At 40.1% G+C, this 18,170-nt stretch carries 16 protein-coding genes; all 16 read left to right on the top strand.

What is annotated here, in order from left to right; translation table 11 throughout:
- Window positions 1-43: 43 nt before the first annotated feature.
- The 16 genes from NT010_16730 to NT010_16655 all read left to right on the top strand — a co-directional run bounded on the left by NT010_16730 (window position 44) and on the right by NT010_16655 (window position 17,919).
- Complete coding sequence (locus NT010_16730) at window positions 44-1,750, top strand: GAF domain-containing sensor histidine kinase (protein MCX5807687.1); 1,707 nt, start codon at window positions 44-46, stop codon at window positions 1,748-1,750.
- Between the two features lie 2 nt (window positions 1,751-1,752).
- Window positions 1,753-2,424, top strand: coding sequence for a response regulator transcription factor (locus NT010_16725; GenBank protein ID MCX5807686.1), 672 nt, complete (start codon window positions 1,753-1,755; stop codon window positions 2,422-2,424).
- 178 nt (window positions 2,425-2,602) lie between these two features.
- Window positions 2,603-3,253 carry a response regulator transcription factor gene (locus tag NT010_16720; GenBank protein ID MCX5807685.1) on the top strand — a complete coding sequence of 217 codons (651 nt, stop codon included), beginning with the start codon at window positions 2,603-2,605 and terminating at the stop codon, window positions 3,251-3,253.
- Between the two features lie 189 nt (window positions 3,254-3,442).
- Entirely contained in the window at window positions 3,443-4,411 is a 969-nt protein-coding gene (gene galE, locus NT010_16715) for a UDP-glucose 4-epimerase GalE (GenBank protein MCX5807684.1), read from the top strand.
- Window positions 4,412-4,577: 166 nt separating this feature from the next.
- Window positions 4,578-5,720: a GDP-mannose 4,6-dehydratase gene (gene gmd, locus NT010_16710; GenBank protein ID MCX5807683.1), complete on the top strand. Its 1,143-nt coding sequence runs from the start codon at window positions 4,578-4,580 to the stop codon at window positions 5,718-5,720.
- A gap of 54 nt (window positions 5,721-5,774) precedes the next feature.
- Window positions 5,775-6,164: a four helix bundle protein gene (locus NT010_16705; protein MCX5807682.1), complete on the top strand. Its 390-nt coding sequence runs from the start codon at window positions 5,775-5,777 to the stop codon at window positions 6,162-6,164.
- Between the two features lie 75 nt (window positions 6,165-6,239).
- Entirely contained in the window at window positions 6,240-7,376 is a 1,137-nt protein-coding gene (locus tag NT010_16700; GenBank protein MCX5807681.1) for a GDP-L-fucose synthase, read from the top strand.
- A gap of 42 nt (window positions 7,377-7,418) precedes the next feature.
- Window positions 7,419-7,850, top strand: coding sequence for a hypothetical protein (locus NT010_16695; GenBank protein MCX5807680.1), 432 nt, complete (start codon window positions 7,419-7,421; stop codon window positions 7,848-7,850).
- A 263-nt stretch (window positions 7,851-8,113) separates the two neighbouring features.
- On the top strand, window positions 8,114-8,908 hold the full coding sequence (locus NT010_16690; protein ID MCX5807679.1) for a ParB/RepB/Spo0J family partition protein: 795 nt from the start codon (window positions 8,114-8,116) through the stop codon (window positions 8,906-8,908).
- Between the two features lie 147 nt (window positions 8,909-9,055).
- Window positions 9,056-10,378, top strand: coding sequence for a nucleotide sugar dehydrogenase (locus NT010_16685; protein ID MCX5807678.1), 1,323 nt, complete (start codon window positions 9,056-9,058; stop codon window positions 10,376-10,378).
- A gap of 363 nt (window positions 10,379-10,741) precedes the next feature.
- Window positions 10,742-11,800: a dTDP-glucose 4,6-dehydratase gene (gene rfbB / locus NT010_16680; protein ID MCX5807677.1), complete on the top strand. Its 1,059-nt coding sequence runs from the start codon at window positions 10,742-10,744 to the stop codon at window positions 11,798-11,800.
- Window positions 11,801-11,861: 61 nt separating this feature from the next.
- The gene (gene rfbA, locus NT010_16675; protein MCX5807676.1) at window positions 11,862-12,737 is read left to right on the top strand and encodes a glucose-1-phosphate thymidylyltransferase RfbA; all 876 of its coding nucleotides are present in this window, start codon (window positions 11,862-11,864) and stop codon (window positions 12,735-12,737) included.
- 373 nt (window positions 12,738-13,110) lie between these two features.
- Window positions 13,111-14,265 (top strand): UDP-N-acetylglucosamine 2-epimerase (non-hydrolyzing), encoded by a 1,155-nt coding sequence (gene wecB, locus NT010_16670; GenBank protein MCX5807675.1) that lies wholly within the window; start codon window positions 13,111-13,113, stop codon window positions 14,263-14,265.
- Between the two features lie 150 nt (window positions 14,266-14,415).
- Complete coding sequence (locus tag NT010_16665; protein MCX5807674.1) at window positions 14,416-15,855, top strand: NDP-hexose 2,3-dehydratase family protein; 1,440 nt, start codon at window positions 14,416-14,418, stop codon at window positions 15,853-15,855.
- On the top strand, window positions 15,852-16,844 hold the full coding sequence (locus tag NT010_16660) for a Gfo/Idh/MocA family oxidoreductase (protein ID MCX5807673.1): 993 nt from the start codon (window positions 15,852-15,854) through the stop codon (window positions 16,842-16,844). Before NT010_16665 ends, NT010_16660 begins: the two co-directional genes overlap by 4 nt.
- Window positions 16,831-17,919, top strand: coding sequence for a DegT/DnrJ/EryC1/StrS family aminotransferase (locus NT010_16655; GenBank protein ID MCX5807672.1), 1,089 nt, complete (start codon window positions 16,831-16,833; stop codon window positions 17,917-17,919). Before NT010_16660 ends, NT010_16655 begins: the two co-directional genes overlap by 14 nt.
- Window positions 17,920-18,170 lie beyond the last annotated feature (251 nt).

The raw sequence follows: 18,170 nt of genomic DNA, 5'->3' as shown, positions 1-18,170 counted from the left end.
ATGCACCCAAATTGGAGGGTATAAGGATCGGGAACTTGGGACAATGCATGAAAATGTAGATATAGTAGTTACGGAACCTGCCCACATACAACAACATGTTTTATTTGAACTTGTATGCAAGTTGTCAGTTACAACTACATTGGAGCAGGTAAGCTCATTGTCTGTTGATGCGGCTATGATGGCAGCCGATATGGATTGTGGCGCAATTTTCAATATTGACGATAACAATTGTCTTAAATTATCTTATTGTTCCGGAATATCAAATGAAATGATTAAAAAAATAAGGTCTTTCCAGCCTGATTCAACGTTATGGCGTTCTATCATGAAAGGAAGGCCGTTATTCATTTCATTATCAAAACATAAAAATTTTTACCTGAAAGAAGAATGTGAAAAGGAAAAAATAAATACATTGTCAATGATTCCAATACGGACTAATCGTAATGGTGTTTTGGGATGTTTATGTGTTGCTTCCCACACAAAAGACATGATCCCTTATCATAGCAGGAATACTTTAAAAATCATTGCGGCTCATATGGGCAATAAAATAGTAATGAGCTTCAAAATGCAGCAAGAAACTGACCGGCAACTTAAGGCATTAACATCACTTAGAAGAATATCAAATATAATCAATAAATCAGAAGACCTGGATGATGTTTTTCGTAATGCGCTTAACGAGATAACAAAATTGAAGTTTTATAAACCGAACTATGTGGCTAATATATTCTTGCTTGATAAAGATTCCGATGATCTTGTTTTGACTGATTATCGTGGTGCAAATATAAAAAGGGGTTGCAGTGATAAGCCTGTAAAAATAGGCGAATGTCTATGCGGTCTTGCTGCCGGCCTTGGTCGTATAATCATCTCAAATAATAGCGAGGACGATGAACGACATACTAAGAAAGCGCAATACAAATTTTCACATAAGGATATTTGTATACCACTAATATCTAAAGATAAGACTTTGGGGGTTATGAACATTACTATACCTTCAAGCCAGAAATTAGATAAATCAGATTACAGGATTTTAATCTCCATCTGTAAACAAATGAGTGCTGCCATTTATAACACACAGCTTAATAAGGATATTGAGCGCTATAGAGAAAAAATAAAAGGTATGAGCATACAATTGAAAGAGGCAAAAGAAACGGAGAGAAATAAGCTTGCCCGTGAATTGCATGACCAAATCGGCTCAAATCTTACGGCTCTTGGCATCAATCTTAATATGTTAAAGAATCAACATGGTCTTTCCGGGGATCAAAATGTTGAACGTCGCATAGATGAAACCATCGATTTAGTAAAACAAACCAGCCAACTTATTCGGGAGATAGTTAGCACTTTAAGAACATCGTCCGACAACTCCAGTCTTCTTGAAATGGTCAAACAATACATAGAGAGATTTACTGCATGGACAAATATACCGGTAGAAATAATATTTGATGATGATCTGCCACGTATACCTCCGTCTGAGGAACTTGAACTATTCCGCATCGTTCAGGAGGCATTATCAAATATAGCCAAATATTCTAAAGCAACGCTTGCAAAGGTTGAAATAACTAAAGATAAAGATAAAATACGAATCTCTGTTGCTGATAATGGAGTAGGCTTTGACCCTTTATTGCTTACAGATAAAGCAAAACAAGGGCATTTTGGCATTTCCGGTATGATTGAAAGGGCAAAGATTATGAATGGATTATGTAGCATTGCATCCAATCCTGGAAAAGGAACAAATATTATTGTAGAGATACGATGACAATGAAAGAAATAAATGTATTTATTGCGGATGATCATGCAATCGTAAGAGACGGCCTTAAGCTTTTGCTGGAGGCACAGCCTGACATTAAGGTAGTCGGTATGTCATCGAACGGACGTGATGCAATACGCCAGATAAAAAAGATACAGCCTCATATTGCTCTACTCGATATTACAATGCCGGAGCTTAATGGAATAGAAGCGACACAAAACATCACCGAAACCTGTCATAATACACATGTTATAATACTGTCAATGCATACCGGTCTTGATAAACTTTTCCGAGCGGTTAAAGCCGGCGCAAAAGGTTATGTATTGAAAGAATCTGCTGGTCAGGATGTTATAGAGGCTATCCGCATTGTTCATGAAGGGGGACGTTTTTTTAGTGACGCAATATCAGATCAGATCATCGATAGTTATGTTTCGCAACAGGATAATAACGACGAAGATAAAAATTCACTGTCCGTTCTAAGTCAACGTGAATGGGAGGTTTTGCAGCTTATTGTTGAGGGTAAGTCAAGTATTGAAATCGGGGAGGCTCTACATCTTTCTCCAAAAACAATAAACACATATAGATATCGAATGATGGAAAAACTGGAGATATTTGATATACCAGGCCTAGTTAAATTCGCTATACAGAACGGGTTAGCCCCTCTTAATGAAGTAAAATCTTAAAATTTGGAAATCCTACAAAAAATGTATAATAAATCCTACATACATATTATTATAATTATGCAATACTTTGTAGTCCGTTAAACAATGTATTACGTGGAGAAAAAAATTATTGTTTTGAAGAACAGTTCAAGAAGCTGTAACGGCGGTAGCCTATCAAACCAAATAAATATGGATTAAAATGGACATCAAAGTCTACCTTATAGATGACTGTACAATCATTCGTGATGGCATGAAGATCCTTTTGGAAAGCAAAGAAGGTTTAATTGTGGTAGGCAATTCTACACACGGGAATGATATATTGCAGCAATTGGCAGAACATTGTCCTGATGTTGTTATTTTAAATATCAGTGGACAGTTCAGAAGCGGGATAGAAACCATTAGGGCGATTCGAAAGAATTGTCCTACGATTCAAATCATCATTATAGCTATGCAAACAACCAATGAAGAGGTCATAAGTTTATTGCGTGTCGGTGTCGCTGGCTGCATATTGGCTGAATATGTCAGCAGGGATGTTATGAACGCAATATGTGCTGTCAACAGCGGGCATAGATATCTGTCAAAAAGGATATCCGAAAAGCTTGTGGAAGATTATATTAATAAGGCAAACTCCATGACACAAAATAGCCCGCTCTTTGATCTCAGCATACGTGAAAAAGAAGTGCTGCAACTCGTAGTAGAAGGAAAAACAAGCGCAGATATTGCCGCTATTTTGTGTATATCTATAAGAACTGTTAACACATATCGTTATCGAATAATGGAAAAGCTGAATATTAATGATCTACCCGGACTTGTAAGATTTGCTATTCAAAACGGTTTGACACCCCCGTAAATAACATTTAGAGCATGAAGAAGGAATTTTGGAGATTGTTTTTTACAAGGTAGCTTGATGCAACAACGCTGAATCATCGTTTTAATTTCTATTGAAAATTCTCGTTATCTTGATGCAAAAAACTTTTTGTTTTTAACTTTAACACCCTGCCCGTATGCCGCAGGTTAGTCCATATAATAAGGATCTATTATGAAAATACTGGTGACTGGTGGAGCAGGATATATAGGAAGCCATGTTGTAAAAGCATTAGGACAGGCAGGTCATGATATTGTCGTGTTTGATAACCTCTCTACTGGCCATGAGTGGGCAATACTTTATGGAAGGCTGGTAAAAGATGATCTCGATAACCGCTTAGCAATAGATGGTGTTTTGAATTCATTCCGACCGGATGCAGTTATACACTTTGCAGCATCAATTCAGGTCGAAGAATCTGTCAGGGAACCTCTTAAATATTATCGCAACAACGTGATAAACACTTTGAATCTTCTCGATTCGATGGCAGCCAACAACATAAAGTATCTCATATATTCCTCTACAGCCGCAGTTTATGGAATACCGGAAAAAATACCTGTGAATGAAGACGCTCCATTAGACCCTATTAATCCATACGGAGCCTCAAAACTTATTGTAGAAAGGATTTTGAAAGACTTCTCATTAGCAGGAGACTTCAAATATATTGCTCTCCGTTACTTCAATGTTGCCGGGGCAGATCAGGATGGCACAATAGGCCAGGTCTATAAAGAAGCAACCCATCTGATTACCCGTGCACTCAAAACAGCAAAAGGCGAATTTCAGAAACTCTTTATTTACGGAACAGACTATCCCACACCTGACGGCACATGTATACGAGACTATATCCATGTTAATGATCTTGCTGATGCACATATCCGCGCCTTAAGTTATCTAATGGATACTGGCAGGACAGGGCAAATGAACTGCGGTTACGGTCACGGATTTTCCGTAAATGATGTTGTGGGTATCGCAAAGAAAATTACAGGTATTGATTTTCCTGTGGAAAATTCACCTAGACGGGCCGGCGATCCCCCTGCACTCGTGGCTGATAGCTCCCGCCTCCGCAGCACGACGGGCTGGGCACCAAGACACGATGATCTTGAATTCATTATCAAAACAGCCTGGGATTGGGAAAGGAAACAGTAGCATCTGACAAGTTTAATTAGGCAATTTTTCTGAGCCTTGAGTTCAACTGAAAATATCATCCCGGACTGTTTGAACATATACACGTAAATGGTCCGGGATATTGTTATTTACTAAACGTTAAAAACTGCTTTTATTTATTTAAAATCAATATATATAAGGGTCCAATATGAAAAAAGCACTAATAACAGGAATTACCGGACAGGATGGATCATATCTGGCAGAATTTCTTCTTTCCAAGGGTTATGAAGTTCATGGTATTATAAGGAGAGCAAGCACTTTCAATACCGGCAGGATAGATCATATTTATGCTGACCCCCATCAGCCAGGTGCACGACTCTTCCTTCATTACGGCGATCTTTCCGACGGTGGTCAACTCGGCCATATTATCTACAACATTCAGCCCGATGAAGTGTATCATCTTGCAGCTCAGAGTCACGTGCGCGTAAGTTTTGATATGCCAGAATATACAGGAGATTCGACTGCGCTGGGGACAACAAGACTCCTTGAAGCCATCCGCAGAAGTGGCATCACTACGAAATACTATCAGGCATCCTCATCAGAGTTATTCGGCGGCACACCTCCTCCGCAAAATGAAAAAAGTCCATTCTATCCGAGAAGCCCTTATGCAGCCGCAAAAATATATTCATACTGGATGACCATAAATTACCGAGAGGGATATAATCTCTTTGCCTGTAACGGTATTCTTTTCAATCACGAGTCACCACGAAGAGGCGAAACCTTTGTAACTCGCAAGATTACAAGAGCTGTAGCAAATATACTTACCGGCAATCAGAAGACACTTTATCTCGGGAACATGAATTCAAAACGGGATTGGGGATTTGCCCCTGAATACGTTGAAATGATGTGGCTTATGCTCCAGCAGGAAAAACCTGATGATTATGTTGTAGGCACAGGAAAAAGTTACTCTGTAAGAGAGTTTGTTGATAAAGCCTTTTCTTATATGGGTATTATTCTTGACTGGAAAGGAGAAGGCCAGGATGAGGTTGGAATTGTAGCATCATCCACATGGGAACATGTAACCCCTGGAACTATTCTTGTCCGCGTTGATCCACGTTACTTCAGACCTACAGAAGTAGAGGCCTTGCAGGCAGATATATCAAAGGCAAAAGAAAAGCTTGGTTGGGAGCCCAGAGTTACCTTTGATGAACTTGTAAAAATCATGATAGACTGCGACGTACAAATGGTAGGACTAACTTCTGCACGTGAAGGTCTTGAAGCATCAAAGCGTAAGGGTTTTGGTTATACAAACCATAACTTTTCTGTATATGAGCAGATACGGGAACATTAAGTAAACGATAGACGATAGGCGAGGGAAGATCGCCTGCCAACACAGGCTATGACGATGGACAAAAAAGTTACAAGTAGAATAAACAGTGTAAGAGATTTGGATGTATATAAAAAGGCATTTGATACTGCAATGCTAATATTTGAAATATCAAAAAGTTTCCCTAAGGATGAGACATATTCCTTAACAGACCAGATTCGAAGATCATCAAGATCAGTCTGTTCAAATTTATCAGAAGGATGGCGCAAAAGACGTTACAAAGCTGTTTTTCTGAATAAACTGACCGATGCATCTCAAGAAGCATCAGAGACACAGACATGGCTGGAATTTGCTTGCAAATGCAACTATATAAATGGGGAATTGTTCGGAAAGCTCGACGAAGCCTATGAACATATTTTTGCTATGCTTAACGTGATGGAGAAAAAAGTTGACAATTTTTGCAAATAATAAATTTGTAATGCCCATAGAATTATCTCGTCCATCTTCCATCGTCCATCTTCCATCAAAATAGGAGATTCAACACTGTTTAATAAAAAAATCACGATAACCGGTGGCAAAGGTTTCTTAGGAACCCACCTGATTCATCAAATGAAGGAGAAGGGCTACAAAAACATTATTGTGGCTGATCTGCCCGAATACAATCTGGTTGACATCAACGATGTGCGCCGTCTGTATATTGAAACAAATCCTGATATTGTCATTCATCTTGCAGCAAAAGTAGGAGGCATAGGATTTAATCAAGAAAATCCGGCATCGCTTTTCTATGAAAACGCCATGATGGGAATACAGCTTCTCCACGAAGGATATCTCCATAAAATTGATAAATTTGTTGCACTTGGAACCATATGTGCCTATCCAAAATTCACTCCTGTACCATTTAAAGAAGATGATATATGGAACGGTTATCCCGAAGAGACAAACGCCCCTTATGGCCTTGCCAAAAAAATGATGCTTGTCCAGTCTCAGGCATACAGGCAGCAGTATGGTTTCAACTCAATATTCCTGCTTCCGGTCAACCTTTACGGCCCCGGTGACAACTTTACCTTTAAATCATCTCATGTGATTCCGGCACTTATCCGCAAGTTTTACCTTGCCAACCTCCTTTCTGCTGGTTCTTATGACTCAATCAGGAAAGATTTTATCTGGAACGGAGACGGTCCGGTTGATATTGATGGCCATATCTATGAAATCAAAAAAGACTCTTCGCCAGATGTAATTATTACTGTACTCAAGCACTATGGTATTTCCGTTCCAGCCGCCTCAAACAATTCACTATCCACTATTCACTATCCACTATTCACTATTGTTGATATCTGGGGTACCGGCAACGCAACCAGGGAGTTTTTCTATGTTGAAGATGCCGCTGAAGCAATCATACTGGCAACAGAAAAATACAACAGCAGCGCACCCTGCAACATAGGTGCAGGCTTTGAAATTTCCATCAGAAGCCTTGTTGATCTCATTGTTGAACTTATGGATTTCAGAGGTCAGGTTCTCTGGAATACTTCAAAACCTGATGGTCAACCAAGAAGGATACTTGATACCACGAGAGCATTCAACGAATTCAACTTCAGAACAAAAACAAGCTTCGGAGAAGGCTTGAGAAAAACCATAGAATGGTATACCTCATCAAGCAGTCAGGCCGGAGCTAAAGAATAAACAATGATCTTTAGTCGTTACATTTCTTTATGGGGGTAAGTAATGGAGAAAGATAATCTGGAAATACTTTTGGAAGATATCAAAGAAAAGTTTGAGCTGGTGCTTGAGGGTAATGCAGGTCTACATCACGAGATAAAACAAATGCGAGCAGAGATGAACGACAAGTTTGAGTTTGTAGATTTTAAAATAGACACCCTAAATAAAAAAATTGATGGAGTACATAACGAACTTGATGTAAAGATTGATGGTGTATATAACAAGCTCGATGTAAAGATTGATGGAGTGCACGATAAACTTGATAAAAAAATAGACGGAGTACATGATAAACTTGATGCTAAAATAGATGGACTGGAAATATCTCTCAAAAAAGAAATTAACAGAGTAGAAAAAAAGATTGATGGAGTAGCTGCTGATCTTACTGCCCATCGTGCTGATACCGAAAGTCATAGCACTATTTATAAAGTAAAAGAGTAATTTACATCAGACTAAGACTTAAGGTAAATTAGGTGCTGCCGATAATATTTCAAACAGATATAGGAACATGTAGTTATTTTTCTAACATGGATTTGCTTGCTACACTCATTCATTTCAACACCCTGGACCTGCGAGACAAATCGCTGTGGCGGTAGCCTATCACAAAATCAACAAATTTTATGAAATTAATCACCTTGTCACAGGGAACAAACATTAAACATTCAACATTAAACATTCAACATTGCTTTTAATATGGGGGTTTTATGACAGCCAAAAGTAAATCAGGTTATGTTAAAGGTAAGTTGTACTCCATCCATATTGCATCTCTCAATTCCGATCCTGATCAGCCGCGAAAATATGTGGATGCTCAGGCCCTTGATGAACTTACCGCTTCCGTCAAGCAATATGGCGTGCTGGAACCCGTCCTGTTCCGCCAGGACAGTAATCAAAGCCTTTATCTTGTTGCCGGTGAACGCCGCTGTCTTGCCGCTCAGAAAGCTGGTATCACCGAACTGCCTGCAATTTTTGTTGAGGGCAACTATGCAGAGATCGCGCTCGTGGAAAACCTCCTCAGGCAGGATTTAACTCCTATTGAAGAATCAGAGGCCATGGACCGAATAATGAAGGAGCACTCATATAAGCAGGAAGATCTTTCAAATATGCTTGGTAAGGCCGTTTCCACCATATCCGAGACATTATCTCTCAACCGCCTCCCTCAGCAGATCAGAGATGAATGCCGTAATAACCCCTCTGTTCCAAAGAGGGTCCTTGTGGAAATTGCCCGAAGCAAACAGGAAAGTTCCATGATAAGCCAGTATCAGAAATATTGCCGCAAAAACCTCTCCCCTGAAGAACTCAAAGAGGAAAGGCAAAAGCAAAAGAAGCCTGAGGCGCAAATAATGCTTGAGGCACTGCAAAATATTACAATAAAAATAAACAAACTTAGTCTCAACAAATGGAGTGAGCCTGACAGACAGGAGCTTCAGACCATAACAAACGCGATCAAGGATGCAGTGGAAATAAAGCTCAAAGAGACCACCGCTACGGTAGGCCTGTAAATACTGTTGATATTACGCTAAGTTAACTATCAATTTCGCCGCGACGAAGTTTTGATATAAATGAAATATTGAGTAAATCGCCTTATTAATAGTTGTTATTCAACATTAAACATTAAAAATTAAAAATTGCATTGAAAAGGAGTTTTTATGGATCTACTGGAGAAAATTAATACCAAACAAGCTCGTATAGGCGTTATCGGCCTCGGTTACGTTGGCCTGCCTCTTGTGATTGAATTCTGTAAGGCAGGGTTCCCTGTCACAGGATTCGATGTGGATACTGAAAAAGTAAGGATGCTCCGGGAAGGAAAAGGATATATCAAGCATATTGATGTTTCTCCCCTTTTCGATAAATCTCTTAATAATTCAACATCAAACATTCAACATTCAAAATTTTTTGAAGCAACAAATGATTTCTCGTTGCTTCAAAAAATGGATTGTATTCTTATCTGTGTTCCTACCCCTCTTAACAAAAACCGTGAACCTGATATGAGCTTTGTATTCAACACAACCAGGGCCATTGCCGGATATCTTCAAAAAGGACAGCGCATCATCCTTGAATCAACTACTTACCCCGGTACAACAGATGACGATATGAAGGATATACTTGAAAAGGCCGGTCTCAAAGCAGGAACAGATTTTCACCTTGCATTCTCTCCGGAAAGAGAAGACCCAAATAACAAAGATTTCTGCCTTCGCACTGTCCCAAAAGTGGTAGGTGGCTATACAGAAAAATGTCTTGAAGTGGCAAAAGCTCTTTATGACACCATTATATTAAAGACAGTGCCTGTCTCCTCGACCCGTGCTGCAGAGGCGACAAAACTCCTTGAAAATATATATCGGTCTGTCAATATTGCACTTGTCAACGAACTGAAAATGCTCTTTGATAAAATGGATATTGATATATGGGAAGTCATTGATGCAGCAAAAACCAAGCCTTTTGGTTTCCAGGCATTTTACCCCGGGCCGGGACTCGGCGGCCATTGTATACCCATTGACCCCTTTTATCTTACATGGAAAGCGCGGCAATATGATTTCGCGACCCGTTTCATAGAACTTGCCGGAGAGATAAATACAGCCATGCCGGATTATGTAGTCTCCAAAGTAACAAAAGTACTCAATAATATTGGGAAACCCGTAAAAGGTTCAAAAGTTCTTCTTCTCGGTCTTGCCTACAAAGGCAATGTGGATGATGACAGAGAGTCACCTTCATATCATCTTATAGAGAAATTAGAAGAGCTTGGAGCAAAAGTAGATTTTAATGATCCATATGTGCCTGTTATCAAACATGTCAGGGAATTTCCTCAGTTTGCCAATAGAAAATCAGTTCCTATCAGCGATGATTATGACCTTATTCTTATAGCCACACCCCATGACGAGTACCGTGTAATTGATTTCAAGTCATTTGGAATACCGGTAGTGGATACACGCAACATTGTAAAATCAAAAAACAGCTGCATTTTTCACGCATAATTACATGAGAAACGCTGTTTTTTATATATCAAAAGGACTCTTCATGCAGGGATTTGTAAAATGAAATCACCGAGGAAGCACAGGAGAGCATTAGATAAATTAGAGGGGTGTCCGGTTTGATAGGAGCAACTCCAAATCAATGTTTAATTGTTAATGCTTAATGATGAATAAACCGATGAATATTATTCATGGTTCCCAATACCATATTAAACATTCTACAGCAATAAGTGTATTCTACCTTAAGCCAATAAATACAAAGGCTTAATCCGATCTCAAACTATTAAATCATCATGGATAATACTTTTTGCAACCGGAACAATTTAAAATCTTGAGATTAAAAAATTAAGAAAGGAAGAATTTTAGATGAAGTTTACTAACTTAATGGTAACAGGTGGTTGTGGTTTTATCGGCAGCAATTTTATTCGTTATCTCGTTGAAGAAATTGATTTTAAAGGTAGAATCATCAATGTAGATAGTCTGACCTATGCAGGAAATCCTTTGAGCCTTCGAGATATTGAACAAATGCATCCGAATCGTTATCTATTTGAAAAAGCAGATATATGTGATTCAGAAAAGATACAAGATATATTTAATCGTTATAACGTAGATGCTGTTTGCCATTTTGCCGCTGAATCACACGTTGACCGATCCATCAAACGGCCGGACAACTTCATATTTACCAACATCGTAGGGACTTTTAACCTTCTGGAGTGCGCCAGAGCAGCAAGCAGTGATTTTATCCACTTCCATCATATCAGTACAGATGAGGTTTACGGCAGTCTTGGCCCAACCGGATTTTTCACAGAAGAAACCCCATACAGACCAAACAGCCCTTATTCCGCATCCAAGGCATCATCAGATCATCTGGTACGTGCTTACCATGAGACATATGGTCTTCCTACAACCATTTCAAACTGCTCGAATAATTATGGACCTTACCAGTTTCCGGAAAAACTGATTCCTTTGAGTATAATGAATGCCCTTGAGGCAAGGCCTCTGCCTATATATGGCGATGGGAAAAATGTTCGGGACTGGCTTTATGTGCGGGATCATTGCGATGCCATATGGAAGATCATAAATTCTGGGAATTATGGTGAAACATACAATATTGGTGGTAATTCGGAAATAGAAAATATTGTCATTGTGGAGATGATTTGCAACATTTTGGATGAAGTAATTCCACCTTCTAACAAACAGCCCAGAAAGAATCTGATTACTTTCGTCAAGGATCGCCCAGGCCATGACAGACGGTACGCCATAGATTTCTCCAAAATGCGTGAAACATTCACTTGGAAACCGCAGGAATCTTTTGCTACAGGACTTAGAAAAACAATCACTTGGTACTTGGAAAACCAAACTTGGATAAATGATGTAAGAAGCGGAGCATACCAGGCTTGGATAAAAGAACAATACATGTCATGAGTTCAGATTGAAACTCACATAAGCCACGAAAATAAATAAGGAAGATTGAATCGAGGAAGATATGAAGGGAATAATTCTCGCAGGTGGTTCCGGAACCAGATTACATCCCATCACAAAGGTAGTAAGCAAGCAGCTTCTGCCGATATATGACAAGCCGATGATCTATTATCCTTTATCCGTCCTTATGCTTGCAGGCATCAGGGAAATCCTGATCATATCAACACCAACGGACTTACCAATCTACGAAAAATTACTGGACAACGGCGTTCAGTGGGGTATCCGATTTACCTATGCAGAGCAACCAAAACCCGAAGGACTAGCCCAGGCCTTCATTATCGGGCATAATTTCATCAAGAATGATCGCTGTTGCTTGATACTTGGCGATAACATCTTTTACGGTCAAGGTCTGGTGGAAATTTTGAAAAGAGTTATGGCCGCTGAATCTGGCGCTACAGTCTTTGCTTATTGGGTAAAAGATCCAGAACGTTACGGCGTTGTTAGTTTCACGAAAGATAGAAAGGCGGACTGCTTGGAGGAAAAGCCCAAGGTCCCGAAATCCAATTGGGCTGTGACAGGCCTCTATTTTTATGACAACCGGGTGGTGGACATTGCCGCCAATTTGAAGCCATCGACACGCGGTGAACTTGAAATTACTGATGTAAACCGTACATATCTTGGATGGAACGAATTGAATGTCGAGACCCTGGGAAGGGGCATTGCATGGCTAGATACGGGAACCCACGAATCATTGATCCAGGCATCAACCTTTATAGAGGCCATCGAAAACAGGCAGGGGCTTAAAGTTGCTTGTCTTGAAGAAGTAGCTTATCGAATGGGGTATATTGATGCCGAGCAGGTTTGGAAATTGGTGCAGCCAATGGCCAATAACGGATACGGTCAATACCTCATAAACTTGATTAAAATAAATAAGGGCTAACATGAGTATTGGTGTTGAAATAATCAAGAGGCAATGGTATGAAAACGCGAACTCTTAACATATCAATTACACTAGTGGTTTTTTTGTTTGTTTTCACTATTTTTCTGCAAGGGTTTGTCTATAACGCACACACAATACCAGCCACAATTCAGTGAAAACCCGAAGGTGGAATCGAAATAACAGAATTCAAGAATAAGGGTCTGAAAATGGCTGGAACACAGATAGGCTCTTTGAACTATGCCTACATGCCTGTTCCGGTCCCAAAACTGAAGCCCGGAGAACTGAATGTATGCTTGTTTTCGTGGACACCAAAGTTGATGTACAATTTGGAGGGATTCTGAAAACCATAGACCGATCGAAGGGAATCAAATCAATGAAGCAAAGAAAGAAGATAACAGTCATACTTGGTACAAGACCTGAAGCTATTAAATTAGCGCCAGTTATTCTAGCTCTGAAAGAACATCCTGAACTGGATACCAGGGTGTGTGTTACCGCTCAGCACCGCGAGATGCTCGATCAAGTCCTGGAGGTATTTGGAATAGTCCCAGATACCGACCTGAATCTTATGAAAGAGCGTCAGACGCTTGGTGACTTTACAGCCCGGGCTATAAGAACCCTCACTGACTATTTGGAAGATGACAAAGCGGATATGGTTCTTGTTCAGGGGGACACAACGACCGTGTTTTGCGGGACCCTTGCTTCATTTTATAATAGGATTCCGGTAGGGCACGTTGAGGCAGGGCTTCGAACACATAATCTGTATTCTCCGTGGCCTGAAGAAGCAAATCGCGTCCTCACTTCACATCTTGCCGCTCTCCATTTTGCCCCGACCGAAGCAAGTCGTCAAAACCTCATCAGTGAAGGCATTTCTCAAGAAATTGTTTTTGTAACTGGTAACACAGTCATTGATGCCCTCCTTATGGCAGCAGAGAGGGTGAAGATCTTTCCTCCGCATATTCCAGGCATCGATCCAGGAATGATGGTAGAATCGAATAAAACCCCACTCGTTCTTATCACCGGGCACCGCCGCGAAAACTTCGGAGTAGCTTTTGAAGCAATCTGCTTAGCCATCATAGAATTGGCTCTTCGCTTTCCGGAAGTAAACTTCGTCTACCCAGTCCATCTAAACCCAAATGTGCGTGAGCCTGTTAATCGAATCCTTAGATCTGCCAAACACAAGAATATTCACCTTATTGAGCCATTACCCTATTTACCTTTTGTCGCTATGATGCTTCGAGCGACCTTAATCCTCACCGATTCAGGAGGTATACAAGAAGAGGCTCCATCGCTGGGTAAACCGGTCCTTGTCATGCGAGAGACCACGGAACGTCCTGAAGCAGTTGATACTGGCAGTGTGAAATTGGTAGGCACTGACAGGGGAAAGATCATCAGCGAGGTTTCGCTCTTACTTAATGACGAGACGGCCTACCGTCGCATGAGTATGGCACGTAATCCTTACGGTGATGGGCAAGCTGCCAATAGGATTGCAGATATTTTAAGCACACCATCCGATATATCAAGTTGGTGAAGGGCAATAAGTGTCAGTGAGGGTGAGGAAGTGGGAATTGCAGCCCATTATTCACAGTTGTTTCTCTTCCATTATGCAAGTCTTTTAAAATTATCTGGTTGCCTTTGTCTCAAAGAGAATTTCAGTTCATCAAAATAGAAAGTTAAAAAAATGAAAACTCATTCGGAAATATTCCCGACAATGTATCGTTTTCTAAAGAGCGCTTTTGTCAGGGAAGGTCAATTCAAAGCTTCCTCTCAAATTATTGACTGGCTTGTAGAACAAAATGAAAGAGTAAGAGTATCCATAGAGAAAATACGATTTGATCAATTGGATCAGTGGAGTATCAATTTGCAAAAAGGAAATATACAACACAAAACCGGCAAATTTTTTGCCATAGACGGAATTCGCATAAAGACAAATTGGGGTATGGTACCCGAATGGGATCAGCCAATTATCAATCAACCTGAAATTGGCTATCTTGGTATTATTACTAAAGAATTTGACGGAGTATTGCATTTCCTTATGCAGGCTAAAATTGAACCGGGGAACGTAAACCATGTCCAACTATCACCATCGTTGCAGGCTACAAGAAGTAATTATACTCAGGTCCATACAGGAAAAAAACCTTTGTATCTTGAATATTTTCAACACGCAAAACCATGGGAAATTCTACTTGATCAGATACAATCAGAACAGGGGGCCCGCTTCCTGAAAAAGAGAAACAGAAATATTATTATTAGTGTAGGTGAAGATATACCTGTTTATGATAATTTCGTATGGCTTACCCTTGCGCAAATCAAGGAACTGATGCAATATGATAACTTGGTGAATATGGATACCCGTACAGTCATATCGGGTATCCCCTTTGGTTCTTTTGATGAAGAGGTTGTTGACTTTTATAGCTTTTTGGGGAGTGATCGAAGCACAAATTCCTTTGGAAGACTCTTTTTAAAATCGGCACTGACTGCAAACGGGGCTTTGCATAATATTGACGAGATTATTTCTTTCTTGACAAAACTAAAAAGCGTTTATGATCTGGAGGTGACCAATATCCCTCTTGATCAATTACGACATTGGATATTTGCTGAAGATATGATTTATCATGAAGCATGCAAATACTTCAAAGTCATTGCTGTTGATATAGAGATCGGCAACCGTGAAGTAGCCAAATGGAACCAACCATTGATTGAGCCAGCTCAGGAAGGTCTCTGTGCATTTGTTGTTAAGGAGATTAATGGATTGTTGCACTTTGCGATTCAGGCTAAATTAGAATGCGGCAACCATGATATTGTCGAATTTGCACCAACAGTTCAGTGTCTGACAGGAAACTACCGTCAAACAAAAGAAGGTGCATTGCCATTCCTTGACTACGTGTTGAAAGCCAAACCAGGGCAGGTTGTGTTTGATACGTTGCAGTCCGAAGAAGGAGGCCGGTTTTTCCATGAGCAGAACCGTAATATGATTGTAATAGCTGATGATGAAGTGCCGATAGATCTCCCACAACACTATATATGGATGACGTTACATCAATTATATACCTTCTTAAAATTCAATAACTATCTGAATATTCAGGCACGCAGTTTGATCGCAGCGGTTTCTTTTATATGATTACGACCAAACCTACGAACATAGGCGTTATAGGCTGTGCCAGCATAGCGGATAAATTTGTAATACCCGCCATTAAGAGTTTAGCAGATCAGTACACGCTAACTGGAATAGCCAGCCGAAATGGAGCAAAGGCACAAAGATTTGCTGCTAAGTTTGATACGCAAGCTTATTTTAGTTATGACTCATTACTAAAATCAGATCAGATAGATGCTGTCTATATACCCCTGCCAAATTCCATGCATAGAGAGTGGATTGAGAAAGCTCTTGGTCATAACTTACATGTATTGGTTGAAAAGTCGTTGGCTTGTACCCATGAAGAGATAATTCACCTGAATATACTTGCGAAACGAAAAAAACTTGCATTGGTTGAAAACTTTCAGTTCAGATTTCACCGTCAGTTAGCTATCATAAAGCAAATCATTTGCGATGGGATAATCGGTGAATTGAGATGTCTCAAAAGTTCTTTTGGGTTTCCACCCTTCCCTGATGTTGAAAACATCCGATACCAAAAGGAATTGGGTGGCGGTGCCCTTCTGGATGCAGGCGCTTATTTGATCAAGATTGCGCAATATTTCCTGGGCGATGACTTGGCTGTCGAGGCAGCAAGCCTTACCTTCGATCCTGAAAGAGAAGTGGATATTTGGGGAGGGGCATATCTTAAACAAAACAACGGGGTAAATTTCGCCGAAATTGCTTTTGGATTTGATAACTTTTATCAATGCAACCTGGATTTATGGGGCAGCAAAGGCAAAATTTATACTAACAGGATATTTACTGCACCACCAGGTTATGCTCCTGAAATAATACTTGAAACACTTTCAGGAAAAGAGACCATTGAAGTTGAGCCAGATAATCATTTTGAAAATATGCTAAGGTATTTTCACCAGATCATTATAAACGGCACGGGAATAGAAATGGAGTATGTTCAAAATATCAATCAAGGTAGACTTATTGAAGAATTACGAGGAAAAGCGAATGAAAAACAATAAACCAATTTATGTTACACAGCCTTCATTGGCCCCATTAGAGGATTACATGGAACTCCTGAAAGGCGTATGGAAACGAGGGGTGCTGACACACAACGGACCTTTGGTGCAGCAACTTGAAAAGGAATTATTAAAAGTACTCAATATCAAACAAATAGTAGCCGTGACAAATGGCACTATTGCCATACAGCTTGCCATAAAAGCATTGGGTCTAAAAGGTGAAATAATCACTACTCCCTTTACATGGGTGGCAACGATAAGCGCTATCATATGGGAGAATTGTACACCTATATTTGCCGATATTGATGCCAGAACTCTAAATATTGATCCTGCCAAAATTGAAGAAAAACTCACTCCTCAAACCAGCGCAATAATGCCGGTTCATGTTTTTGGAAATGCATGTAACGTAGACGAAATTGAAGCCATAGCTAAGAAGTACAATCTGAGAGTGATATATGATGCGGCACATGCTGTTGGCACCATATATAAAGGGAGGAGCTTGCTCGAATACGGCGATATTTCTGCCACGTCTTTTCATGCTACGAAACTCCTCAATACAGGCGAGGGCGGAGCTTGTATCACGAACGACAATGAATTGTATGAAAAACTTAGGAGGATTCGTTTCTTTGGGCATGATAATTCCAAAGATGTCGTCGAAGATGGTTGCAATGGGAAAATGACTGAAATACATGCAGCATTAGGGCTCGCCAATTTAAGGTACTACGACCAAGTATTAGCTGACCGAAAAGAGAAGTATCTCTTTTATAAGGAAAGGCTTAAAGACATTGGGTTTCTTACTTTTCAGAATATAAACGAAGAAGCCGTGAATTACAGTTATTTGCCGGTGGTTTTTGATTCAGAGGAGAGACTCCTCGAAGTAGAAAGAGCCCTTAATATGAAGAACATTTTCCCTCGAAGGTATTTCTATCCGTCGGTCAATACATATCAAAGAATCGTGCCTTACGATCCGATGCCCATATCTGAGAACGTGTCCAGAAGAATATTATGTCTGCCACTCTATTTTAAGCTAAACTTCGACGTTATCGAGACAGTTATCGCAGTCATACAGGGTTTTTGATTCTGCTGTCAGCGCAATCAGCAAGCGCAAAGCGCGAATGGGTGAGAAATCTCAAAAACGCGCAATGTTTATTCTAAATGTACAATTGGCCAAGCTCTCGTCTACAGCGGATGTAAGCCCACACAGCTTGGGAAAACGTTTGGCACCGAGAAAGTTGGTGGAGAAGCATTATTGTTTGCCAGTATGCCCCGACATAGAGTCGGAAGTCATTGATATAATATGTTTCATGGTAAAGGAGGCCGCGGAGTCGC

It is taken from the genome of Pseudomonadota bacterium, assembly GCA_026388275.1.
In the GTDB taxonomy this organism is placed as follows: Bacteria; Desulfobacterota; Syntrophorhabdia; order Syntrophorhabdales; family Syntrophorhabdaceae; genus JAPLKB01.
The sequence above is the reverse complement of the archived record's forward strand: the minus strand, read 5'-3'. Positions and strand labels throughout refer to the sequence as shown.